At 71.9% G+C, this 24,323-nt stretch carries 13 protein-coding genes; all 13 read right to left on the bottom strand.

Annotated features, from left to right (window positions below; all coding sequences use genetic code 11):
- Window positions 1-15: 15 nt before the first annotated feature.
- Entirely contained in the window at window positions 16-606 is a 591-nt protein-coding gene (locus tag ACVDFE_RS29550; protein ID WP_458432723.1) for a hypothetical protein, read from the bottom strand.
- The gene (locus ACVDFE_RS29545; protein ID WP_458432722.1) at window positions 593-2,206 is read right to left on the bottom strand and encodes a substrate-binding domain-containing protein; all 1,614 of its coding nucleotides are present in this window, start codon (window positions 2,204-2,206) and stop codon (window positions 593-595) included. The genes ACVDFE_RS29550 and ACVDFE_RS29545 overlap by 14 nt, the downstream gene beginning before the upstream one ends.
- A complete protein-coding gene (locus tag ACVDFE_RS29540) occupies window positions 2,203-3,345 on the bottom strand; it encodes a toxic anion resistance protein (protein ID WP_458432721.1) in 1,143 nt (380 codons plus the stop codon). Before ACVDFE_RS29540 ends, ACVDFE_RS29545 begins: the two co-directional genes overlap by 4 nt.
- A 1-nt stretch (window position 3,346) precedes the next feature.
- Window positions 3,347-4,420, bottom strand: coding sequence for a hypothetical protein (locus ACVDFE_RS29535; RefSeq protein ID WP_458432719.1), 1,074 nt, complete (start codon window positions 4,418-4,420; stop codon window positions 3,347-3,349).
- Window positions 4,421-4,544: 124 nt separating this feature from the next.
- Window positions 4,545-5,621, bottom strand: a complete 1,077-nt coding sequence (locus ACVDFE_RS29530; RefSeq protein WP_458432717.1) for an alpha/beta hydrolase-fold protein — start codon at window positions 5,619-5,621, stop codon at window positions 4,545-4,547.
- Between the two features lie 34 nt (window positions 5,622-5,655).
- Complete coding sequence (locus ACVDFE_RS29525) at window positions 5,656-7,359, bottom strand: ABC transporter ATP-binding protein (protein ID WP_458432716.1); 1,704 nt, start codon at window positions 7,357-7,359, stop codon at window positions 5,656-5,658.
- Window positions 7,346-11,512: a non-ribosomal peptide synthetase gene (locus ACVDFE_RS29520; RefSeq protein ID WP_458432715.1), complete on the bottom strand. Its 4,167-nt coding sequence runs from the start codon at window positions 11,510-11,512 to the stop codon at window positions 7,346-7,348. The genes ACVDFE_RS29525 and ACVDFE_RS29520 overlap by 14 nt, the downstream gene beginning before the upstream one ends.
- Window positions 11,406-18,269: an amino acid adenylation domain-containing protein gene (locus ACVDFE_RS29515; RefSeq protein WP_458432714.1), complete on the bottom strand. Its 6,864-nt coding sequence runs from the start codon at window positions 18,267-18,269 to the stop codon at window positions 11,406-11,408. Before ACVDFE_RS29515 ends, ACVDFE_RS29520 begins: the two co-directional genes overlap by 107 nt.
- A 29-nt stretch (window positions 18,270-18,298) precedes the next feature.
- Window positions 18,299-20,092 (bottom strand): ABC transporter ATP-binding protein, encoded by a 1,794-nt coding sequence (locus ACVDFE_RS29510; RefSeq protein ID WP_360384612.1) that lies wholly within the window; start codon window positions 20,090-20,092, stop codon window positions 18,299-18,301.
- Between the two features lie 34 nt (window positions 20,093-20,126).
- Window positions 20,127-21,149 (bottom strand): iron-siderophore ABC transporter substrate-binding protein, encoded by a 1,023-nt coding sequence (locus ACVDFE_RS29505; RefSeq protein WP_458432713.1) that lies wholly within the window; start codon window positions 21,147-21,149, stop codon window positions 20,127-20,129.
- Between the two features lie 104 nt (window positions 21,150-21,253).
- Complete coding sequence (locus ACVDFE_RS29500) at window positions 21,254-22,087, bottom strand: ABC transporter ATP-binding protein (protein ID WP_360384608.1); 834 nt, start codon at window positions 22,085-22,087, stop codon at window positions 21,254-21,256.
- Between the two features lie 29 nt (window positions 22,088-22,116).
- Window positions 22,117-23,190 (bottom strand): FecCD family ABC transporter permease, encoded by a 1,074-nt coding sequence (locus tag ACVDFE_RS29495; RefSeq protein ID WP_458432712.1) that lies wholly within the window; start codon window positions 23,188-23,190, stop codon window positions 22,117-22,119.
- Entirely contained in the window at window positions 23,187-24,257 is a 1,071-nt protein-coding gene (locus tag ACVDFE_RS29490) for a FecCD family ABC transporter permease (protein ID WP_458432711.1), read from the bottom strand. Before ACVDFE_RS29490 ends, ACVDFE_RS29495 begins: the two co-directional genes overlap by 4 nt.
- Window positions 24,258-24,323 lie beyond the last annotated feature (66 nt).

The following is a 24,323-nucleotide window of genomic DNA, read 5'->3' as shown; positions in this document are numbered from 1 at the left end:
CGGGCCTGAGCCACCTCAGAGCCGGTCGCGGTCCTCCAGGTACCTGCCGTGGTCGGCTTGTCGTTGCTCGTCCGCCGCGTGGAACCGTTCGGCCACCCGGACGGCGTCCGCTCTGAGCAGGTCCAGCTGCCGCAGCAGCTCCGCACCCGACCCGCGCGCGGCGGCGTACCACCACGGCAGGTTCAGGTACGTCTGCACCGACAGCGGCAGGTCCGTGCCGATCAACCGGGTCACCGAGTGCAGCGCGTCCGGGTCGCCGCGCAGCTCGCGCGGCCGGTCGAGCATGCCGCGCAGCACGTCGGCGACCTCGGCGAGCTTCGGCGCCACCTCGGCGGGCACCCGGCCGCCGAACCCGTGCACGCGCGCCACCAGTGCGTCGAGCTCGGAACGCAGCTGCCCCGCCTCCTCCTCGGGGGCGGTCACCAGCACGACCTCCTCCGGCGGCGCGGCCAGCGCGCCCACGCCGTACAGGCCGGCGACCACGAGCACCCAGTAGGACCCGGCCAGCCCGGCGAAGTGCAGCGCCAGCCCGAGCAGGCCGCCGGCGCAGCCCGCGAGGTTCTTCCACGACGCCAGGTAGCGCAGCACCGCGTCACTGGTAGCCACGGATCTCCCTGAACGCGGCCGAGAGCGAACGGCTGCGGGCGTCGAACACCTTGCCGCCGCTCATCTTCGCGACCCGCTCCATCTCCTCGGTCTCGCTCTCGCCGAACAGCACCGGGAAGACCGGGACGCCCCTGAGGTCCTGCGGCAGGGTCGTGTGGAACACGGTGAAGTCCTCGATGCCCTCGGACCCGGTGTTCTCGCCGTCGGTCATCAGCACGATCGAGGTGAAGCGGTCCGGGTCGGCGTCGAGCTGGCGGCGCAGCACGTCGTAGCCGCTGCGCAGGCTGCTGTAGATCGCCGTGCCGCCGCCCGCGTCCAGCGACTTCGCCGTGGTGCCGATCTGGTCGAGCACCGGGCGGGCGTCGGCCTGCGGCACCTCGTAGGTCAGCGGGGACCGGGCGCTGCTGTCGAACTGCAGCAGCGTCACCTGCTCGCGGCCGTGGAAGCGGCTGAACCGGCCGGCCAGCGAGGAGTCCGCGCCGGTGAGGCCGACGAGCGCCGAACGCAGGCCGTCGATGCGGTCGCCCTCCATCGACCCGGACGTGTCGAGCACGTAGAGCGTGCGGGACGGTCGGCGCAGCTGGTCGAAGTAGGTGGTGACCAGACCGTCCACAGCGGACTGGCTGCCGGGGAAGGGCAGTTCCACCAGGTCGCGCACCGCGAACTGCGAGTCGAGCGGCACCTGCGGCACGACCGGGCGCCGGTGGGTGGACTCCATGATCTTGCGCTGCACGTCGGTGCCGCGCAGGTGGTCGGAGAGCTTCCGGTGCGCGTCGCGGGCCTCCGACGACGCCGACGTGAGCAGCGTGAGCGGGTAGTCGGCGGTCACCACGCCGTCGCTGGGGTAGACCAGCGTCAACGGGTCGGGCGCGGTGGTGTTGAGCGACAGCAGCACCGACTCGTAGTTGATCAGACCGTCCACCTTCGCGCCGGGGTCCTCGCCCTTCGCCCGCCGCGCGTACGCCTCCGACAGCCAGCCGGACGAGCCCGCCGACAGCGTCTGCGCGGAGAAGAACTCCTTGAGCTGGGGGGAGACCGCGGCGACCCGGGCCGCGTCGAGCGCGGAACCGGAGCCGGACAACGCCGCCGCCACGCCGACCAGCGCGGAGAAGCCGGAGTTGGAGGCCGACGGGTCGGTCATGCCGTAGGTGAACCTCTTCTGCCCGGCGGCCGCGGCGATCTCCGCCCAGCCGACCCGCTTGCCCTCCCAGCCCAGCTCCCGCACCTTCGTGGCGGGCAGCCCGAGCACGACCGGCGACCCCATCACCTTCGTGGCGGTGCCGAGCCGCTTCTGCGCCTCCGGAACGAGTTCCAGGTAGCGGTTGGAGGAGAACCACACCGCGTCGAAACCCTGCTCGGCGGCGCCGGACGCGACCTTCTCCGCGCCCTCGATCGTGCCGGTGAAGTCGAACTTGACGGTGACACCGGTGGCGCGGGCGGCCTCGTCGAGAACGGGTTGCAGGTCGGCGAGCTCGCTGCCGGCGAGCACGCGCAGCACCCCCGGCTCCGCGTCGCCGACCGGTCTGGCCGGGTCGGGGTCGTCGGAGCACCCCGCGAGCAGCGCCACGACGGCGACTGCCGGGATGAGGCGGCGGATCATGCTGGCTCCTCGGTGCCGCGCACGCGGCTCAGGTGGTCGTGGGCGCGCCGGATCTCGGCGTCCAGCGCGTGCACCGTGCTGGACATCGAGTCGGCCGCGCGGGCCTTGAACGTGTCGATCGCGTCGATCGCCGCGTAGATCTGGTCGAACGAGGTCCGCACCGCGTCGATGCCGACCGTCGGCGTCGCCGCGATGCGCTGGACGTCCTGAGCCTGCACGGACATCAGCGTCGCGTTCGACCTCAGGATCTCGTCGGTCAGTCCGCGCACGGCGTCGACCTGGTCGATCACCTCGCGCTGCCCGGCCAGTGCGGCGGCGACCGCGACCCCGATCCGCAGCGCTGTGACCGTGGTCGTGACGGCTCGTTCGACGCCCTTGATCAGCTCGTCGTTGTTGCGGCGCACGACGTCGAGCGCCAGGTACCCCTGCGCGCAGACCGCGAGCTGGGTCAGCAGGTCCTGGTGCCGTTGCCGCAGCCCGAACAGCACGTCGGCGCGCAACGCGGTGGCGCGGCCGGGATCGGACAGGTCGAAGATCTGCACCTGCCGGTCGACGGCCGCGTCCATCTCACCGGCCAAAGCGGCGTCCTGCGACAGCCTGGTCATCAGGTCCCACAGCCGCTGCCGTTCGCCCTTGATGGCCGCGTTGTCCCGTTTCAGCGCGTCCTGCCCGGACCGCAGCCGCAGCACGATCCGGTTGACCGGCTCGTCGGCCGCCCGCAGCCGGGCCAGCAGGCCCTTGGCGGCGTTGCCACCGGGGAGGAACCCGAGGACCTTGCGGCCGGTCAGCTTCGACAGGTCCTGCGGGTCGAGCTCGCGCACCGACCGGCGCAGCTCGGTCAGACTCGCCGTCACCTGCGTGGTGTTCGGCGACGACACCGACGCGAGCGTGCGGTCCAGCAGTCGGCCCGCGATCTGCGCGGCGACCCGCATCTCCGCCTCGCCGAGCACCAGCGCCTCGTCCACGATCCGGCCGAAGTCCGGCGACCGCGGGTCAACGGCACCCAGCGCGTCGACGAACGCCTGCGCCCTGGTGGAAAGCTCGGTCCTGGCGTCGTCGGGCACCGGGATGAGACCCGCCGCCCGCTCGACCGGCACCGGCTCGACGGGGTCCGGGGGAGTGAGCACGAAGTCGGACATGTCAGTACTGCTTCGCGATCGCTTCGAGCATCCGCTCCAGCGTCTCGTGCGCCGGCGGCTCGACGACGTCCACGACGTCCTGCGGCACCGGGAGGTTCTTCTCCTTGACGACCTCGGTGAAGTGACGCGGGTCGGCGGTGCGGAACCCGAACGTGGCCGCGAGCCGCCCCAGCTCGGCGTCGGTCTGCAGCAGCTGTCCCACCCGGTCGCCGTTGTCCTTCAACGGCACCAGCGTGTGCTTCGAGAGCACCGTGGGCGCCGGGTAGAGCAGCTTCATGTCCGGCCGGACTGTCGAGTCGCCGCGCACCACCCGGTCCACGAACTGCGCCTCGTAGGCCAGCACCAGCGGCGTCTTGCCCATGCCCGCCGACAGGTAGTCCTCGAACGGCCCCTCGGTGCTGCTCTGCGTGTACCCCTGGTCCAGGAACAGCTTCGACACCGCCGGCAGCACCTTCGCCTCCGCCTCCGGCGTGCTCACCACACCGCCGTTGGCCACGAACGACGTGATCGCCAGGTACATCGCCGCGGAGTTCGAGTCACGCGGGTCCGTCGTGGTGACGAGCAGGTTCTTGCGCGCCGGGTAGGCGGTGTTGCCGGGCAGCTGATCCCACCGCGTGCCCCTGGCCGCGAGGTCCAGGTAGGCCCGCACGTCGAACGTCCGGTAGCCGGGGCCGTCCTGGACGACCCCCGCCCTGGTCAGCAGCTCGACGACCGGGTCGAACGTCGCCACCACCATCGGTGACGAGAACGGCGCGTAGGTGCGGGCGGCCTTGCGGTCGCGCTGGATCTTCTCGGCCGCCGGGGCGCTCGACGGGAACGCGAAGTCGTACGGCGCCAGGTCCGTGGCGGTGGCGATCTGCCGCGACCCGGCGGGGTCCACCTCGACCTCCAGGCTGTGCTTCGCGAACACGTCCCTGACGCGCTGGTCGGCGAAGAAGGCGAGCTTCTCCGAACCGATCACCCCGCGCACGGTCTGCAGCCGCGCGGCCCCGCCGTCGCCCTGGCCGAAGTAGACCGCGGCCACCACGCCCACCAGGAGCACGACCGCCAAACCGATGCCGAGCGTTCTCTTCACTGCCCACCCTTTGCGAACCATCTGCCGGAGAACAGATCCTTCGTCACTCCGACGCCGTGGCGCTGGGGGTGGTCGCAAGCAGCAGGTGAACAGTCGATGAACGTGTCCTGCTAGTGCGCGCCTGTCACCGTTCGGTGAGCAACCAGGCGACGTCGCGGACCAGCGCGTGCCGCCAGCCCGCGCGGTCGTGCCCGGAGGGGGAGCGGGTGGCACGCACGGACGCCCCCGCCTTCTCCGCGAGGCCCTCGACCGCCTCGCAGTGGCGGTGCATCCGCGGCTCGTGCTCGCCGACGTCGAACGCGACCCGCAGGTGGGACAGGTCCGCGCCGCGCACCCGTTCCGCGGTGTCGCCACCCGCCGGGCCGTCCAGCGACAGGCCCTGGTCGGGCAGGCCGGGCGTCCACCAGAACGACCCCGACTGGCAGGCCACCCGCGTCACCAGCTCGGGGAAGTCCAGTGCCGCGCGGAAGGCGCTCAACCCGGCCAGGCTCTGCCCGGCGACCACGAACCGCCGCGGGTCGACGGTCACGCCGTTCTCGGCGAGCAACGGCAGCAGCTCGTCCCGCACCGCCGGCCACAGCGCCGCACCCGTGTACTCGGCGTCGCGATCACGGGGCGTGGGGAGGAAGACCAGCGTGGCCGACGGCATCTCGCCCGCACGCACCGCCGACTCGAACGCGGCCACCGCCGGGTGCACGTACATCCAGTCGTCGCCGTCCAGCAGCAGCACGACCGGTTCACCGCCCTTGTGCACACGCACGGTCTTGCGTCCCAGCGAGCCGTTCCACCGGATTCGAGTGGAAGGCACGTCCAGCACCTCGTCCGGGCCCACGACGGGCCAGTGCGGCTGCGGGTCCAGGTCCGGGGTGGCGGCGATCGAGCGGTTCGGACCGGCGCCGGCCGGGTTGAACGGGTCGGCGTGCTCGCCGTCGTAGTCGTCGCCGTCGAAGAAGTGGTAGGTCACGCGCAGCCGCGGCGGCAGGACGACCTCGGCGTACCAGCAGTCGCTGTCCCCGAACCGCTGCAACGGCACCGGGCCCGACCACGACTCGAAGCGCAGCACCGCGGCGGAACCGCGCCAGAGGAACAACGTCCGGTGGCCGCCGTCAGCGGGGACCGGGACCGGCCCGCGCACCGCGTCCCAGAACTCGGCGGTGCCGGGAACCGCGGTGAGGCCGTACTCGGCGAAACGTGCCTGCATGGGAGGTGGGGGTCCTTTCCTGGTGGAGGCGTGGTCAGCGCGCCACGGCGAGCTGGTACTCGGCGTCCCGGCCGAGCAGCTCGCGGTGGGTGCCCTCGCCGGTGACCACGCCGTTGTCGAGCACCACCACGCGGTCCGCCGCGTCCAGCAGCGCCGGGCTGCTGGTGATCACGACTGTGGTCCGGCCGCGGCGCAGCTCGGCGACGTTGCGGGCGATCAGCAGCTCCGTCACCGCGTCGACCGCGGTCGTCGGGTCGTGCAGCACCAGGACCTCCGGGTCCGCGGCCAGTGCGCGGGCCAGGGACAACCGCTGCCGCTGGCCGCCGGAGAGGTTCGCTCCCCGGTCCCGCACGGCGTAGTCGAGGCCTTCGGCGTGCAGCGCCACGACGTCGGTCAGCATCGCCGCCGCCACGGCCTCGTCGACCAGCTTCGCGGTGCCGGACGGGTCCACGTTGTCCCGCAACGTCCCCGCGAACACCTCGTGGCGCGCCGGGTTCACCAGCAGGTGCCCGCGGATGCCCTCGATCGACAGCCGCGCCAGCTCGCGCCCGCCGATCCGCACCACGCCCGAGTACGCCGCGGGCGGCACGGCGACCGACAGCACTGCGGCCAGCTCCTCCGCCGCCTGCGACTGGTAGGCGGCCACCGCGACGAGCTCGCCGGGCCGCACGCTGAACGAAACCCCTTGCAGCGCCCCGTGGTGCACGTCCTCGACCTCGAGCCCGCCGTCAGGGCCGGGTTCCTCCACGCCGGGCATCATCCGCGGTGGCGCGGCCAGCACCAGCGCCATCCGGTCGGCCGAGGCACGCGCGATCATCACGTACTTCGGCATCTCGGAGAACAGCTTCAGCGGCTCGATCAGGAACTGCGCCAGGCCGACCGCCGTCACCAGCTGCCCGACGGAGATCTGCCCGTCGAACGTCAGCCAGCCCGCCCACAGCGTGACCGCGGCAGCCAGCAACGAGTTCAGCGCCAGCGCCGTGCCCGCGTACACGCCGTTGACCCGCGCGACCACGACCGACTGCTTCCTGGCCTCGTCCGACACCCGCCGGTACGCCTGGAACGCCTGAAACGAGCCGCCGAAACCGTGCAGCGGCCGCAGCCCGGCGATCAGGTCCGACACCTTCGCGCCGGCCCGCGCCACCTTCGCCTGCTGCACCTGCGTGCTCGTGCCGATCCGCCGTGACATGACGCTCAGCACGGTCAGGATCGCCGCTGTGCCCGCGAACACCGTGATGCCCAGCGGCACGCTGATCACCGCGAGCACGGCACCCGCGATCGTGATCGACACCAGCGAGGCGATCAGCAGCGGCACCACCTCGATGATGTCCGCGGTCTGGTCGGCGTCCTCGGTGGCGACGGTCAGCACCTCACCGGACTTCAGCTCGACGTCGCGCGCCACCGGTTGCAGGCCGCGGTCGGCCACCGCGACCCGCCACCGGTGCGCCTCGGTCGTGTTGGCCTTCTGCAGGATTCGCATGCCGAAGCGCCACGAGTACGACACCGTCGCCATCACGAGCCCTAGCCCCAGCAGCGCGAGGCCCAGCGAGCTGAGCTGCCCGCCGCGCAACGCGAACTCGACGATCGCGCCGAGCAGGACCGGCACCGCGGTCTCGGCTGCCTGGTAGGACCCCATCAGCAGGGTCCCGCTCGTCATCGCGCCCCGGTTGCGGCGCACCGCGATCCGCAGGATCTCCCTGCCGGTGCGGACGTCGGGGGTGGTGTCAGTGTTCGTCAAGGTGCTGCGCAATCGCTTCGGGGGTGGAGAGGGCCAGCAGGTCGCGGATGGTGATGATCGGGCCGAACTCGCGGCGGAGCAAACCGACCAGCCGCACCGCGAGCATCGAGTGCCCGCCCAGGTCGGTGAAACCGCTCGCCACGCCCACCTCGTCCTCGTCGAGGTCGAGCGCCTCGGCGAACAGCTCGCGCACCACCGTCTCGGTCTCGGTGAGCTCGCGTTCCTCGACCTTGGTCATCAGCGTGCCGAGCGGCCGCGCTTCGGGCAAGGCCGAGGTGTCGGCCTTGCCGTTGACCGTCAACGGGATCGCGTCCACCTGCGCGTAGTGCGAGGGCCGCAGGTAGTCCGGCAGCCCCGCCCCGACCTCGGCGGCGATCGACGGGATGTCCGCGCCGTCGGCGAGCACCAGGTAGGCGGCGAGCCGGTGCGCGCCGTCGACCTGCGGGTCGGACTGCGCGACGGCCGCCACGAACCGGACGTCCGGGTGCGCGGCGAACCGGGCCTCCACCTCGCCGAGCTCGACGCGGTGACCGCGGATCTTGACCTGCTTGTCGGTGCGGCCCAGGTACAGCAGGTTGCCGTCGGGGCGCCGGATCACCAGGTCGCCGGTGCGGTACATCCGCTCGCCGGGCACCCACGGGCAGGCCACGAACCGCTCCGCCGACTGGCCGGGCTGGCCGAGGTAGCCGCGCGCGATGCCGACGCCGGAGACGTACAGCTCGCCCGCGACCCCGTCGGGGACGTGCCGCAGCCACGGGTCGAGCACGTAGACGTCGGTGTTGTCGATCGCCACGCCGACCACCGGGTCCACGCAGTCGAACGTGCCGACACCGAGGGTGTTGATCGTGTACTCGGTCGGCCCGTAGAGGTTGTAGCCGACCGTGCCGGGGGTGTCGGCGAGCAGCTGCCACAGCGCCGGCGTGACCGCCTCACCGCCCAGCAGCACCAGCGCCGGCCGGTGGTGCTCACCGGCCAGGAGCCCTTCGGCGACCAGTTGCTGCGCGTAGGTCGGCGTCACGTTGATGACGTCGACCTCGTGCCGCAGGCAGTACTCCACGAGCCCGGTGGCGTCGCGGCGCAGCTCCTCGTCGCAGATGTGCACCTCGTGGCCGTCGGCCAGCCACAGCAGCTCTTCCCACGACATGTCGAACGCGAACGACACGGTGTGCGCGATCCGGAACGTCCGGTGCCCGTGCTCGGCCAGCACCGGCTCGAAGATCCGCCGCTGGTGGTTGACGAGCATGTTGGTCAGGCCCGCGTACTCGGTCACCACGCCCTTGGGCCTGCCGGTCGAGCCGGAGGTGTAGATCGTGTAGGCCGCGTGCCTGAGCCGGTTCGGGTCGTCCGGTGCGAACGTGGTCACCGGTTCGGCGGCGGGCCACGGTCCGTCCAGCTCGAACAGGGTGCCGTTGATGCGCGGTGCGACCGCTCGCGTCGTGATGATCAGCGCGGGCCGCGCGTCCTCGACGATCGCGGCGATCCGCTGGTCCGGGTGGTCCAGCTCCAGCGGAACGTACGCCGCGCCGCAGCGCAGGACGCCGAACAGCGCCACGACCCAGTCCAGCGAGCGCGGCACCGCGATGGCGACCGACGTCTCGACACCGATGCCGCGGTCCTTCAGCACGCCAGCGAGGTGGCGGCTGCGGTCCCGCAGCTCGGCGAACGTCATCGTGGTGCCGTGCGAGACCAGTGCGATCCGGTCCGGGGTGCGGTCGGCCGCGACGTCGAACAGGTCCACGACGGTCCGGTCGCCGAAGTCGTTGGAGGGCTGGAGCTCCGGCTGCGGGCCGGTGCCGCGGACCGCGCCGACCGGGCCGTCGGTGGTGGCGAGGTCGTCGACGATCCGCAGGTACTCGTCGAACAACCGGTGCGCCAGCGCGGGATCGGTGACCTCCGGCCGGTACTCCAGCTTGACCGTGAGCTGCCGGCCCGGCGTCACGACCCAGGTGAACGGGTAGTGCGTCGAGTCCTCCGACTCGTGCCCCACGATGCCGTTGACGGCGTTGAACTCCTCGAACGTGCTGTCGTCCAAGAAGTTCTGCAGCACGAACAGGGTGTCGAAGAGCTGGTCCTGCCCGCTCGCGCGCTGGATCTCGCCGAGCCCGACGTGCTCGTGGTCCATCGCGTCGACCCGGCCGGCCTGCACGCCCCGCAGGAACGCGGCTGTCGTGTCGTGCGGCCGGGCCGTGACCCGCATCGGCACGGTGTTGAGCAGCACGCCGACGATCCCGTCGGTGCCTTCTTCTTCGCGGCCGGACACGGTCACGCCGAACACCGCGTCACCGCGGCCGGTCTCGCTGCCGAGCAGGAGGCCGAGCGCGCCGGTGACGACGCTGTTGAGCGTCACACCGTGCCGGCGTGCGGCGTCCCGGACGCGTTCGGAGGTCTCGACGTCCAGCGTTCGCACGATCTTCGTGGGCAGGCTGTCCGAAGTGGACCCGTCACCGAGCAGCGTCGGGCCGGGCAGGTCGGCGAGGTAGCCGGCCCAGAACCGTTCCGCGGCCTGCGCGTCTTTTTCCTTCAGCGCGCGGGTGTAGCTCTCGAAGCTCGGCGTGGCGGGGGAGGAGTCGACCGGTTCGCCGTTCCGGATCGCCCGGTAGGCGTCGAACAGCTCGCGCAGCACGATCTCGCGCGACCAGCCGTCCCACAGCAGCAGGTGGTAGCTGAACAGCAACGCGTCCCGGCCGTCCGGCAGCCGCAGCACGGTCAGCCGCACGAGCGGCGGGTTCTCCAGGTCGAAGGCCGTACCGCGGTCCTCCGTCCGCAACGCCTCCACGGCGTCCTGGTTGAGCACGTCCACCGTGCGGACCGCGACCTGGCGGCCCGGTGCGAGGACCTGGACGGGTTCACCGTCCTCGTCCGCGAACCCCGCGCCCACCACCGGGTGCCGGGCGATGACGTGCGCCATGGCCTTCTGGAGCGCATCGGCGTCAAGGCGGTTCTGGAACGTGAAGCAGCTCTGCGCGACGTACTGCCCGCCGCTGCGCGCCAGCTCGGCCTGGAAGTACAGCCCGCGCTGCAACGGCGACACCGGCGCGGTCCGGCGCGCGGTCGTCGAAGCGTCCGCGATCCGCTCCAGCGCCAGCAGCCACCGTGCCGCGATCTCGTCCGACACGTCCTCGGAGAGCCCGAACGTGGCCCGCAGACTGCCCGTGGTGGTGTCGACCCAGGTGTTGACCTCGACCGCGTACGGACCCGGCCGCGGACCGGCGTCGACGTGCAGCGCCTGCGCCTCGCTCCCACGCCCGAGGTAGTTGAACAGCACCTGCGGGCGGGGCAGCGCGGCGAGCACCGGCGCGGTCTGCGGGTTGAGGTAGCGCAACTGCCCGTACCGCACGTGCTGCTGCTCGTCGGGCTGCCTGGCGGTCAGTTCACGTGCCGCCTCGACCGGGTCGGTGTGCGCGCTCAGCTTCACGGGCGCGATGGAGGTGAACCAGCCGACCGTGCGCGTGTAGTCGTGGTGCTCCTCGACCGGGACGCGGCCGTGGCGTTCCAGCTCGACCGTGAGGTCCGTGGGGGTGCCCTGGATCTCGGTGAGGGCGGTGCGCAGGGCACCGGCCAGCAGCTCGGTCAGGGCGAGGCCGAGCGCGGTCGGTGCGGTGTGGACGACGCGGTCGGTGATGTCGGCCGCGAGGTTGACGGTCACCTCGCGGACCTGGCCGACCTGCGGGGTGAGCGGCGGCGCGTCGAGCGCGTCGACCCAGCGGGGCAGGTCGGCGGTGTGGTGGGCGCTCAGGGCGAGTGCTGCGGCGTAGGCGGTGAACGGCGTGGTGGCCGGCGCCAGGTCCTCGCCGCGGAGGGCCGCGGTGATGTCGTCGAGCAGGATCATCCAGGAGACCGCGTCCACGGCCAGGTGGTGGATGACGACGACGAGGGTGCCGGTGGCCTCCAGCCAGGTGAACGCGGTCAGGACACCGGCTTCGGGGTCGAGCCGGTCGGCGGCCTCGTCGGCGGCGACCTGCGGGTCGTCGGTGACGGCGGCGACGACCCCGATCTGCGACCTGTCCGTGGCGGCGAGCCCCCCGACCTGCGACTCGCCGGAACTGTCAGACCAGCCTGAGACGATTGGAGTGGGGACCCGATCCCCCCTGGGGGCCTGCGAGTCGGAATCGATTCCGAGCGACCACACCCCGTGCGTGACCGTCAGTCGCATCCGCAGCACCGGATGCGCCCGCACGACGGCTTCCGCGGCACGCTGCGCATCCGCCAGCGACGCGCACTCCACCTGCCTGGCCTGCGCGAACCGCCGAAGCTCCCCACCGAGCTTCCCGCTGCCGCAGCACGATCGGCGTCGGCACGACCGGCCCGTCCACCGCCGTTTCGAGTGCACGCGGGGAGCTTTCGTTCACCAGGAGCGCACGGGAGGGCCCCGCGTGCGAAGCGAGGAGGCGGGGGGTTTTGTGGAGGAAGAGGTCGCGCGGGGTCAGGGAGAAGCCGGCGGCGCGGGCGCGGTTGACCACGCCGATCGCGATGATGCTGTCGCCGCCCGCGACGAAGAAGTCGGTGTCGGCGTCCACCGAAGAGCCCGGCAGCACGTCGGCGAAGATCGCGACGAGAGCGGACAGCGCCGGAGCGTCCGCGGACGCGACCGCCTCGACCTCGCCGGCAGCGCGTTCCTCCAGCGCCTTGCGGTCCAGCTTGCCGTTGACCGTCAGCGGCAGGGCGTCCAGGAACAGCACCCGCTGCGGCACCATGTGCACCGGCAGCTTCGCGCCCAGGAACCCGGCCACGTCAGCGGAAGGCGTGCCGACCACGTGTGCGACCAGGTGGTCGGCGGAGGAGGCCACCGTCACCGCGGCATCCACGACGCCGGGAACGGACCGGACGGCCGCCTCGACCTCGCCGAGCTCGATGCGGAAGCCCTTGAGCTGCACCTGGTCGTCGGCGCGGCCGACGAACTCCAGCTCGCCGTCGAGGGTGCGGCGCGCGAGGTCGCCGGTGTTGTACATCCGGCCGCCGCCGAACGGGTCCGCGACGAACCGGGTCGAGGTCAGGCCGGGGCGGTCGTGGTAGCCGAGCGACAGCTGGTCGCCGGCCACGTAGATCGCGCCCACCCGGCCGGGCGGAACGGGACGCAGGGAGGAGTCCAGCAGGTAGGTGCGCAGCCCGGGGATCGGGCCGCCGATCGGGCTCACCGCACCGGACTCGAAGTCCGCGGAGTCCAGCACCCGGTGCGTGACGTGCACGGTGGTCTCGGTGATGCCGTACATGTTGACCAGCTCCGGCCGGTCGGTGCCGTAGCGCTCGACCCAGCCGCGCAGCCGGGACAGGTCCAGCGCCTCGCCACCGAAGATCACACGCCGCAACGCGGGCAGCGGGTCGGAGAGCCGATCGGCCTCGATGAACTGGTAGAACGCCGACGGCGTCTGGTTGAGCACGGTGACACCGCGCGCCCGCACGAGCCGGTGGAAGTCGACCGGCGACCGGGTCAGGCCGTGGTCGGGGACGAGCAGCTTGCCGCCGTGGACCAGGGCGCCCCACAGCTCCCACACCGCGAAGTCGAACGAGTACGAGTGGAACTGGGTCCACACGTCAGAAGGGCCGAAGTCCATGTCCGGCTGGGTGTTCGCGAGCAGCGCCACCACGTTCGCGTGCGAGACGACGACGCCCTTGGGCTTGCCGGTCGACCCGGACGTGTAGATCACGTAGGCCGGGGTGCGCCAGTCGAACGACGGCAGCACGCCGTCACCCGGCACCTCCTCGCCGTACACGAGAACCCGCGCGGTGACGCCCGCACGCGCGAGCAGCCGTTCGAACCGCTCCCGGTGCTCCCGCTCGACCAGCACGACCTGCGGCGCCGAGTCGGCGAGCACGTACTCCAGCCGCTCGTCCGGGTAGGCGAGGTCCAGCGGCACGTACGCGCCACCGGCCGACACGATGCCCAGCAGCGAGACGACCTGCTGCAACGACCGCGGCATCGCCACGGCCACCCGCTCGTGCGGCCCGACGCCCGCGTTGACGAGCGAGCGCGCCAACCGGTTCTTGGTGTCGGCCAGCATCCCGTACGACAGGCCCTCCGAGCTGCCGTCGAGGTGGCACATCGTCACGGCCCGCGCGGACGGATCACGTTGTGCCGCAGCGTCGAACAGCTCCACCAGCGTGGCCGGCTCCACCGCGACCGCCGGGCGCGCCTGCTCCAGCACCGGCGTGACCAGCGAACCGGACAGCAGCGCGGTCAGCGTGCCGGTGAACGCCCGCAGGAGCACCTCGGCACCGGCGGCCCGGACCACGGTCGTGTCGTGGACGAGGTTGAACCGCAGCGCACCGTCGTTGCCGCGTTCGACCACCAGCGTCAGCGGGTAGTGCGGTGCGCCCTCGTTGACGACCTCGGCGATCGTGAACGGGCCGCTCAACGCCGTCACGTCGGTCGCCACGTCGAACACCACGAGCGTGTCGAACGCCGACCCGTGCTCGGCCTGCCGCCCGATCCGGGTCAGCGAGACGTGCTGGTGCGGCAGCACGGCCGTCTGGTGGTCGCGCACCGACGCCAGCAGCTCGGCCGCGGAGGTGTCAGCGCCCCACCGCGTCCGCACGGGGATCGTGTTGATGAACAACCCGGCCATGTCCGCGATGCCCGGGACGTCGGCGTCCCGGCCGGACACGGTGGACCCGAACACGACGTCCCGCTTGCCCAGCAACGCACCCAGCGTCACGCCCCACGCGCTGTGCACGGCGGCGCTCAGCGGCACCCCGGCCGCGCGCACCGACTCGTCGAGGCCCGCGGGGGCGTCGAGCACCGAGTCCGCGAACCGCTCGGACGGCGTGTGCCCCTCCGCCACGAACGACGGCCCCGGCAGCCCGGCGAGCTCGGCGGCCCACACCCGGTCGCTCTCGGCCGCGTCGCTCGTGACCAGCCAGCGCACGTAGTCGGCGTAGCTGCCGCGCACGTGCACCGACCCCGGCTCTTCGTACTCGGCGAGCAGGGCGCGCAGCATCGGCGGCACCGACCAGCCGTCGGCGATGATGTGGTGCACGGTCTGCACGAGCACGTACCGGCCGGGTGCGGTGCGGATCAGCGTGAAGCGCATCAACGGCCCGCGCGCGAGGTCGAACCCGGCCAGCCGGTCCCGTTCGGCGAAGGCCGCGATCTCCTCGCCGGTCATGCCCTGGCCGTCCACCGTGGCGAACTCCGGGCGCACACCGGACTCCAGCACCGACACGACCCGGCCGTCGGGCAGGCCGGTGAACCGGGCGGCCAGGTTCGGGAACAGCTCCAGCACCCGTGCGGCCGCGGCCTCCAGCCGGGTGGCGTCCACCGCGCCGGTCAACGTCAGCAGCTGCTGCTCGACGTACCGGTGCGACGACTCGTCGTCGAAGATCGAGTGGAAGTACAGGCCCTCCTGCAACGGCGTCAGCGGCAGGACGTCGCGCAACGCCGGGCCGTCGAGCAGGTCGACGTCGGCCTGGGTGAGCGGCAGCAGGTCGAAGTCGCTGGGGGAGTGGCCGCCCTCCGTCAACGCCGCCAGCGCGTAGAGCGCCTCGGTGAAGTAGCCGCCGATCCGCTCCACGTCGGCGTCGGTGAACACGCCCTCCGGCCACGAGAGGACCGTGACGAGCTCCAGCTCACCGCTGTCACCGGGTTCGGCGCTCGCGTTGAGCTCCAGCGCCCGCGGCAGCCGCATCCGCGGGTCGCGCTTCTCACCGAGCTGGCCCGCGTTCTCCGCGAGCTGCCAGTCACCGGTGGCGCCGCCGTCGAACCGGCCCAGGTAGTTGAACAGCACCTGCGGCCGCGTGCCGCCGAACTCGTTGTGCCCCAGGTACTTCAGCGCACCGTAGGAGACGCCGTTGCTCGGCACCCCGGCGAGGTCCTCCTTGACGTTCTTCAGCGCGGCGGGCAGGTCGTCGACCGTGCCGGGGTCGACGACCACCGGGAACAGCGTGGTGAACCAGCCGACCGTGCGGGACAGGTCGGGGTCGAGCGGCACGAACCGGCCCTCGCGGCCGTGGCCCTCCAGCTCGACGTGCGCGAACGTCTGGTCCTGGCCGTTGTCCCGCCGCCACTTCGCGAGCGCGACCGCGAGACCGGTCAGCAGCACGTCGTTGACCTTCGCGTGGAACAACGCCGGCACGTCGCCCAGCAGCGCCGCGGTCGCCGCGGCACCAACGGTGACCGTCCGGACCCGTTCGCGCGCGACGACGTCGTCGTCGTTCAGCTCACGACGGCCGAGCAGCGCGTCGGCACCCGGCAACGGCCGCCGGTAGTGCTCCAGGTCCGCCGAGAAGTCGGCCTGCTCCAGCAACTGCGTCCACCGCCGGAACGACGTCCCCACCGGCCGCAGCTCCACCGGCGCACCCGAGGACACCTGCTGCCACGCCAGCGCCAGGTCGTCGAACAGGATTCGCCACGACACGCCGTCGACCACCACGTGGTGGACGACGAGCACGAGCTGCCGCGCACCGGACCGCCACACCGCGCGCAGCATGATCCCGGCGTCCGGGTTCAGGCCCTCGGTCGCCGCCGTGACGCAGTCCTCCAGCGAGGCGGTGCTCTCCTCCCACAGCGCCGCACCGGTCTCCAGGACGTCGAACGACCACCGCGTGCCGCGCACGAGCTTGGCGCGCAGCATGTCGTGGCGTGCCACCAGGGCGTCGAGAATCCGCGTCAAAGCCTCGGCGGTCAGATCGGCGGGGGTGTTCAGCACGACCGACTGCACGAACCCGTCGATCGCGTCGGTGGTCTCGCCCAGCCACTGCACGATCGGCAGCCCGGCCACCGGACCGGTCGGCACGTCGTCGTGGTCGGCCACCGCACCACCGTCACGGGTGGCGACGGCGGCGAGCGCGCGCGGCGTGCGGTTCACGAAGATCTGCGTGGCCGTGACGAAGACGCCCTCGGCCCGCAGCGCGCTCAGCAGCGAGATCGCGAGGATGCTGTCGCCACCCAGCTCGAAGAAGTCCTGGTCGGCACCGACCGCCTCGACCCGCAGCACCGACGCGACGGCGGCGCAGATGACGGCCTCGTCGTCGGTGGCGGCGGCCGTCACCGGGCCGGTGTCCACCACCGGCTCCGGCAGCGCGCGCCGGTCGAGCTTCCCGTTGGGGGTCAACGGGAACTCGCTCATCACGACGACGTGGGCGGGCACCATGTACTCGACGAGGTGCTCGGCCGCCCAGCGCTTGACCTCGTCGGCGGTCAGGCCCTCGGTCATCGGGATCACGTACCCGACGAGGTAGTTGCCGCCCGCGGAGTTCTTCCTCACCACGACGCACGTGTGCCGGACCCCGGGGTGCTCGGCGAGGGCGACCTCGACGTCCTCCAGCTCCAGCCGCATGCCGCGGATCTTGACCTGGTTGTCGACCCGGCCGAGGAAGTCGAGCGACCCGTCGGCGGCGAACCGCGCCAGGTCACCGGTCCGGTAGAGCCGGGAACCGTCGGTGGCGAACGGGTTCGCGACGAACCGGGAAGCCGTGAGACCCGGCGCGTTCACGTACCCGCGGCCCAGCAGGAACCCGCCGATGTACAGCTCGCCGCCGACGCCGACCGGGCACGGCCGCAGCTCGTCGTCGAGCACGTACAGGTCGGTGTTCGGGTTGGCCTTGCCGATCGACGTCGACAGCCGCTCCGCCTCGCCGCGGTAGATCACGTGCGAGACGCCGATCGTGGCCTCGGCGGGCCCGTAGCCGTGGTACATCGGGATGTCGAGCTGCGTGCGGAACCGCTCGTACAGCTCGGGGGTGAGCACCTCGCCGCCGCACCACACGTGCCGCAGGCTGGCCAGCTCGCCGTCCGAGGCGATGTTCAGCAGCACGTCCAGCATCGACGACACCAGGTACACGAACGTCACCCGGTGCCGGTCGATCGTGCGCAGCAGGTGGTGCGGGTCGCGTTCCCCGCCGGAGCGCACGACGACGGTCCGCCCGCCGCACACCAGCGGCAGGAAGATCTCGTTGATCGAGATGTCGAACGACAGCGGCGCCTTGAACAGCGACGCGTCGGAGTGTCCGAAGTGGAGGATCTGGTGCACCTGCCACAGCAGCCGCTCGCTGATCGCCTCGTGCCGGATCATCGCGCCCTTGGGACGGCCGGTCGAACCGGACGTGAACATCACGTACGCGAGCTGCGCGCCGCCGACCTCGACGTCGGTCGGGTCGGCGGGGTACGCGCCGAAGTCCCAGTCCTCCAACGAGACCCGCACCGCCTCGGGTTCACCGTCCTGACCGCTGCCGAGCAGCAGGACGACCCCGGCGTCGGTGATCACCGACTCGCGGCGGGAGGCCGGCCACTGCGGGTCCAGCGGCACGAACGCGCCACCGGCCTGGAGCACGGCGAGCAGGCCCACGACCATCTCCGCCGACCGGTCGAGCGAGATGCCGACGACCTGCTCCGGCCGCAGGTCGCGGTCGAGGAGGTGGCGGGCCAGCTGGTTGGACAGCGCGAGCACCTGGCCGTAGGTGAACGCGCGGTCGCCGTCGTTGACCGCGACGGCGCCGGGGCGTTCGGCTGCCTGGGCGCGGAACAGCTCGACGATGCTCGGCCGGTCGCGCGGGAGGTCGTTGTCGTTCCACCTGGCCAGCTCCGCGAGCCGGTCGCCGGGGGTCTGGGCGGTCATCGTGCCGATCGCCCGGTTCGGGAACTCGGCCAGGTCGTCCAGCACCCGTTGCGCCTCGTCGAGCGGGACGCCCGCGGGAAGGCCGATCGTCCAGCCCTCCTGGCGCTCGGTGACGTTCCACCGCGCGGCGTCCTCGCCCTTGTCCGCCCAGACGAGCAGGTCGCCGAAGAGCGTGGCGGGGGAGAGGTCCAGGCCGTCGACCCGCAGACCGGGGTCCGCCCAGTGGTTCAGCGCGACGGCTGCGGCGACGGCGACGGTCCGCTGCGGGTACTCGCCGGCGCGGCGCCGGACGGAGTCGATCCGGGCGGTCGGAAGAAGCACGTCACGGTCGGCCACCAGTTCCATCGACGACTCAGCCATCCCCTCATCTCGGTGAAGGTGAGCCTAACCTAAGTGGTCGCGGAGCCGAGTCGCCAAGCGGCCCAAAGCCGGGCGTAACGCCCGTCACGCGCGACCAGCTCGTCGTGGGTGCCCAGCTCCACCACGCGGCCCGCGTCGAGCACCGCGATCCGGTCCGCGGCGACGGCCTGGGTGAGCCGGTGCGCCACGAGCAGCGTCGTCCGGCCCCGGCAGGCCGCCAGCGCCGCCTTCTCCAGCTGTGCGGCACCCTGGCTGCCCGCCTCCGCTGTCGACTCGTCCAGCACGACGACGGGGGAGCGGCCCAGCACGAGGCGGGCCAGCGCGATCTGGGCGATCTTGGTCACGTCGAGGCGTTCGCCGCCCTCGCCGACGTCGGTCCGCAGGCCGTCGGGCAGCGCCTGCACCCACCCGGCGGCGCCGACGGTGCGCAGGGCGGCCATCAGCTCGTCGTCGGTCGCGTCGGGGGCGGCCAGCCGCAGGTCCTCCGCGAGCGGGCCGGCGAAGACGTGCGCCTCCTGGGTCAGGATGCTCACCAACGCCCGCGCGCCCGCCTCGTCCACGTCCGCGAGGTCGGTCCCGCCGATGTGCACCGACCCGGTCAGCGGGGTACCGGTGCCCGCGACCAGGGCCGCCAGGGTCGTCTTGCCCGCACCCGTCGCGCCGACGAGCGCCAGCGACGTGCCCGCGGGGATCTCCAGGTCCACGTCCCGCAGCACCACGTGGTCGGACTCGGGGTAGCGGAAGGAAAGCCCGCGCACCGACACGGGCAGCGGCCGCGCGTTCGCGTCCACGGCCACCGCGCTGCGCACGAGCTGGTCGCCGTCGGACTCCGACAGCACGCCGACCAGCCGGGTCAGCCCCGCGCCGGACTTCTGCGCCTCGTCGAAGAACGCCATGATCAGCCCGAGCGGGTTGAACAACCGGTGGAACAGCAGCGCGGCCACCGACACCTGGCCCAGCGTCGACTGCCCGTTCGCCACCAGCAGGTAGCCGACCACGATGATCAGGCCGAGGCCGATGAACTCGGCGCGGTTCTCGCGGCCGATGAACCGGCCGAAGAACCGGAAGACGTCGATGCCGATGTTGCGCACCCGCCACGACTCGGCGGTCACCTTGTCCCGGAACGCGCTCTCCAGCCGGTAGGCCCGCACGGTGTCGATGCCGTCGAGGCCGCTGATCAACGCCTGCGCGCGGTCGGCCTGCGCCTCGGACCGGGCGCGGTAGAGCGGCTGCGAGCGCGGCAGGTACCAGCGCAACGCCCACCAGTAGGCGGGCAGTGCCATCGCACCGGCGAGCCCGAGCCGCCAGTCCAGGCCGAACATGCCGGCCGTGGCGATCACGACCAGCACGGTCGCGGAGAAGATCGTCGGGATCGCGGTGCGGAAACCCTTGGAGATCACGGCGACGTCGTCGCCCACGCGGGACAGCACGTCACCGCGGCCGACCTGTTCGATCCGCGCGCTCGGCATCCCCAGCACCGCGCGGACAGCGCCTTCCCGCAGGCGTGCCAGCAGGTCTGCGCCCACCCGGCCGACCAGGTAGGTCGACACGGAGGTCATGACGGCCCCGCCCAGCGCGGCCAGGACCGTGGTGGTGCCGATGGACCACAGCACCGCCGGGTCACGGCCCTGCTGCACGCCGTCCACGACGGTGCCCAGCAGGAACACCGGGACCACCTGCAGCACCGCCCCGGCCACCGTCGCCAGCACGGTGGCGATCGGCAGCAGCGGGGTGGTGCGGCAGTGGTCGTACACCCAGCGGAGGGCCTCCCGTCCGGTCGCCGTGCGCAGGATGGTCACGGGCGCGGACGCGGTGGTGCTCACTGTTCGGAGGCCTTTCGCAGGGGTTGAGCGGGTACTACGACTTCGCGGACTTGGCGATCTCGTCGATCGCGTACGGCAGCGAGGCCAGCGTGGCCTGCGACATCGCGGCACCGATCGCGGGGCCCTCGCTGTCGAGCAGCCACGACACCTTGCCAGCCTTGACGGCGGGCAGGTTCGCGAAGAGCTCGAACGACTTCAGCTTGTCCGCGTCGGCCTTGTCGGCGATCACGAAGATGCGGTCGACGTTCATCACGTCGATGCGCTCGGGGGACAGCGTGGTGAAGAACTTGCCGCCCGCGACCTCGTCGACCTTCGTGTTGCCCTTGAAGCCCATGCCGGTCACGAGCTGGCTGCGCACGTCGGTCGTGGCGAACGGCGCAATGGCGTCCTTGTACCAGGAGGTGACGACCGCGGTCTGGTTCGCCCAGTCCGGGTTGGCCTTCTTGATCTCGGCGAACTTGTCGTCGACCGACTTGATGATCTTCTCGCCCTCGGCCTGCTTGCCCAGCGCCTTGGCGATCTGCAGGGTGGTGTCCTGCCACTTGCCGCTGAACGCCTCGGCCTCGCCCTTGGGGCGGCCGACCGTCGGGGCGATCTTGCTGAGCTTGTCGTACCAGGCCTGGTCGGCCTCGGAGTAGACCGCGACGATCAGGTCGGGGCGCAGTTGCGCGATCTTCTCGTAGTTGGGCTCGGTGTCGCCGTTCTTCATGACGACCTCGGGCTTGGTCGAGCCCCACTTGTCCTTCACCCACGGCCACTGGGTGTTGACGTCGGGGCTGGTGCCCTCGGGGTTCGGGTACTGGTCGACCATGCCGACCGGGACCGTGCCGAGCGCGAGCATCGTCTGCTCGTCGGTGTAGCCGAGGGAGACGACCCGCTTCGGGGCCTCCTTGATCTCGGTCGTGCCGAAGAAGTGCTCGACCTTGGTCGGGAACGTGCCACCGCTCGCGTTGCCACCCTCGGGCGTGGACGCCGGCTGGGAAGAGCCGCACCCGGCGAGCACGCTGCCGCCGACGACCACGGCGGCGGCCACAGCGGTCAGCCGCTTCCAGGTCATGGCTGTTCTCGGACGGTTGAAGCCCATTCGGCACCTCGATCTTCGCTGCCCACGCGGCGGGGGAAATTTAGGACAGCCGAACCTTATCACCCAGTTAGGGCAGGCTAACCTAGTCCTTGGTCACTCTTCGATACCACGTGCGTCCGGCCGATCGGCACGATCAGCGGCCGTTCCGAGACGGGGTCGTCGATGACCTTCGCCTGCAGGCCGAACGTGTCCAGCAGCAGCTCGCTGGTGATCACCTGGCTCGGGTGGCCCTGGGCGACGATCGACCCCTGCTTCATGACGATCAGGTTGTCGCTGTAGCGGACGGCCAGGTTCAGGTCGTGCAGCACCATCACGATCGTGCAGCCGTTCTCGTGCAGGTCGTCGACGAGGTCGATCACGTCGATGGCGTGCGCGAGGTCCAGGTAGGTCGTCGGCTCGTCGAGCAGCAGCAGGTCGGTGCCCTGCGCCAGCGTCATGGAGATCCACACCCGCTGCCGCTGCCCGCCCGACAGCGAGTCGACCGGCCGGTGCGCGAGGTCGGAGACACCGGTCATGGCCAGCGCCCTCGCCACGATCTCCGCGTCGTCCGACGACCACTGCCGCACCCAGCTCTGGTGCGGGTGCCGGCCCCGCGCGACCAGGTCGGCGACCGTCAGGCCCTCCGGCGCGATCGGGGTCTGCGGCAGCAGGCCCATCCGCTTCGCCACGTCCTTCGTCCGCAGCCGCGCGATGTCGTCGCCGTCCAGCAGCACCGTGCCCCGGCGCGGTTTGAGCAGCCGGGACAACGTCCGCAGCAGCGTCGACTTGCCGCAGCCGTTCGGCCCGATCACCGTGGTGATCACCCCGGTCGGGATGGCGACGTCCAGGTCGTCGAGCACGACCCGGTCGGCGTACCCGACCGTGACGCCCTGGGCGCCCAGCCGGGCGACATCGTTGCGCATCGCGGTCATAGGTCAACCTTACTTAACTGAGGCTCACCTCAGGCAGGCCGCTTCACATTCGCGCGCACCAGCAGGTAGACGAGGAACGGACCGCCGATCATCGCGGTCACGATGCCAACGGGCAGGTCGTTGGGCAGCACCTGCCGCGCGATCAGGTCGGAACCGATCAGCAGCAGCGCGCCGAAGAGCCCGGACGCGACCAGCGGCGGCACCGGGGTGCGCAGCAGCCGCATCGTGATCTGCGGCGCGACCAGTGCGACGAACGGCACCGGACCGGCCGCCGACACCGCGACTCCGGCGAGCAGGACCGCGCACAGCAGCAGCACCGCCCGCACGAGCGAGTACCGCACGCCGAGGCCGGCGGCGACGTCGTCACCGAAGTGCATGGGGCGCAGGTGGAACGAGACCGCCAGCACGACCACGACCAGCGCGACCGTGATCCACAGCGTCGTCCACACCTCGGCCCACGACCGCGAGTCGAGCGACCCGACCAGCCACGACTGCGCGCGGGCGACGTCGCGGATGTCGGCCAGCACCAGCAGCCACGTCGTCAGCGCCGTCATCATCGCGCTCACCGAGACGCCGATCAGGATCAGCCGGAACCCGTCGATGCCCTTCCGCCACGCGAGGAAGTAGACGAGCAGCCCGGTGCCGAGGCCACCGGCCAGCGCCGCCGCGGGCAGCCCGATCGACCCGCCGACCACCGCGCCACCCGACGTGGTCACCACGAAGATCGCGCTCGCGCCGGCGCCCGTGGTGATGCCGAGGACGTCCGGGCTCGCGAGCGCGTTGCGGGCGATCGACTGGGTGAGCGCACCGGAGATGCCGAGCGCGACGCCGACGATCAGGCCGATGAGCGACCGCGGCATGCGCAGGTCCATGACCACGAACTCGTCGACCCGCTCGCCCTGGCCGAAGATCGTCCTGATCACGGCGGGCAGGTCGATGGTGAAGTCGCCGACCGCGATGGACACGCAGAACAGCAGGAACGTGGCCGCGGCGAGCACCACCGCGGCGAGCACGAGCCAGGGCCGCCAGACCCAGGACCAGCCGCCCAGGCGCAGGCCCGCGGGCATCTTCTCGGTGGCCGGGTCGGCCGCGGAGGTGCTCATGCCTGCCTGAACTTCCCGAGCCACACCAGCACCGCGAAGAACGGGGCGCCGAGCAGCGCGACGACGATGCCCGCCTGCAGTTCCGCCGGGCGCACGACCAGCCGGCCGGCGATGTCCGCCACCAGCAGCAGGACCCCGCCGAGCAGCCCCGCGAACGGAACCAGGAACCGGTAGTCGGGGCCGGTGATCCAGCGCGCGATGTGCGCGACCATCAGCCCGAGGAACGCAATCGGCCCGCACGCCGCCGTGGCCGCGCCGGCGAGCAACGTGATCGCCAGTACGCCGACGGTCCGCCCGGCCGCGATGTTCACGCCGAGCCCGTGCGCCACGTCGTCACCGAGGTTGAGCAGGTTGAGCGTCGGCAGGTTCACCACCGCCAGCACCAGCCCGGCGGCGACGAACGCCCCGGCGACCGCGATGACGTTCCAGCCGACGCCCTGCACCGAACCGGCGTTCCAGAACCGCAGCACGTCCAGCGACGCCTTGTCCTGCAACGCCACCGCCGTCGTCATCGCGGCGAGGAAGATCGTGACGCCCTGCCCGGCCAGCGCGAGCGTCAGCGGGTTGCCCGAGCCGCGGCCGAGGCTCGCCAGCCCGAACACGACCACACCGGCCGCCGCGGCACCGGCCAGCGCGAACCACAGGTACTGCAGCGGGTTCTGCAGGCCGAAGAGGTAGACCGCGAGCACCACCGCGAACGACGCGCCGGAGTTGACGCCCAGCAGGCCGGTGTCGGCGATCGGGTTGCGGGTGTGGCCCTGGATCAGCGCACCGGCGACCCCGAGCGCGAGCCCCGCCACGACCGCGAGGACCGTGCGCGGGATGCGCGACGTGTGGATGATCAGCGCGATCTCGGTGAGCCGCTGGTCGGTGCCGGGGTCGCCGAACAGCCCCTGCCACACCTGCGCCGGGCTGAGCGCCCGTGCGCCGATCGTCGTGGAGAGCACCGCGGTGGCGGCGAGCAGGACCACCAGGAGGACGAGTCCCAGCAGCCTGCGCCGTCGCGGACCGGCGCCCCCACCGCCCGGTGCGGGGTCGACTCCGCGTTGCTCCACCACGATGCTCACGAGCCGCTACGTTAGCTCACCCTTACCTAAGTGGGTGACGCGCGTCGATCACGTGACCGCGTGCCT

The sequence above is a fragment of the Lentzea chajnantorensis genome (assembly GCF_054300775.1).
This window is presented reverse-complemented; position numbering and strand designations above follow the sequence as displayed.

Excerpts from the sequence above, each read along its gene's own strand:
- ACVDFE_RS29495 (WP_458432712.1), bottom strand. The coding sequence starts at position 23,190 with ATGAGCACCTCCGCGGCCGACCCGGCCACCGAGAAGATGCCCGCGGGC.
- ACVDFE_RS29515 (WP_458432714.1), bottom strand. The coding sequence starts at position 18,269 with ATGGCTGAGTCGTCGATGGAACTGGTGGCCGACCGTGACGTGCTTCTT.
- ACVDFE_RS29520 (WP_458432715.1), bottom strand. The coding sequence starts at position 11,512 with ATGCGACTGACGGTCACGCACGGGGTGTGGTCGCTCGGAATCGATTCC.
- ACVDFE_RS29540 (WP_458432721.1), bottom strand. The coding sequence starts at position 3,345 with ATGTCCGACTTCGTGCTCACTCCCCCGGACCCCGTCGAGCCGGTGCCG.
- ACVDFE_RS29500 (WP_360384608.1), bottom strand. The coding sequence starts at position 22,087 with ATGACCGCGATGCGCAACGATGTCGCCCGGCTGGGCGCCCAGGGCGTC.
- ACVDFE_RS29545 (WP_458432722.1), bottom strand. The coding sequence starts at position 2,206 with ATGATCCGCCGCCTCATCCCGGCAGTCGCCGTCGTGGCGCTGCTCGCG.
- ACVDFE_RS29505 (WP_458432713.1), bottom strand. The coding sequence starts at position 21,149 with ATGACCTGGAAGCGGCTGACCGCTGTGGCCGCCGCCGTGGTCGTCGGC.
- ACVDFE_RS29530 (WP_458432717.1), bottom strand. The coding sequence starts at position 5,621 with ATGCAGGCACGTTTCGCCGAGTACGGCCTCACCGCGGTTCCCGGCACC.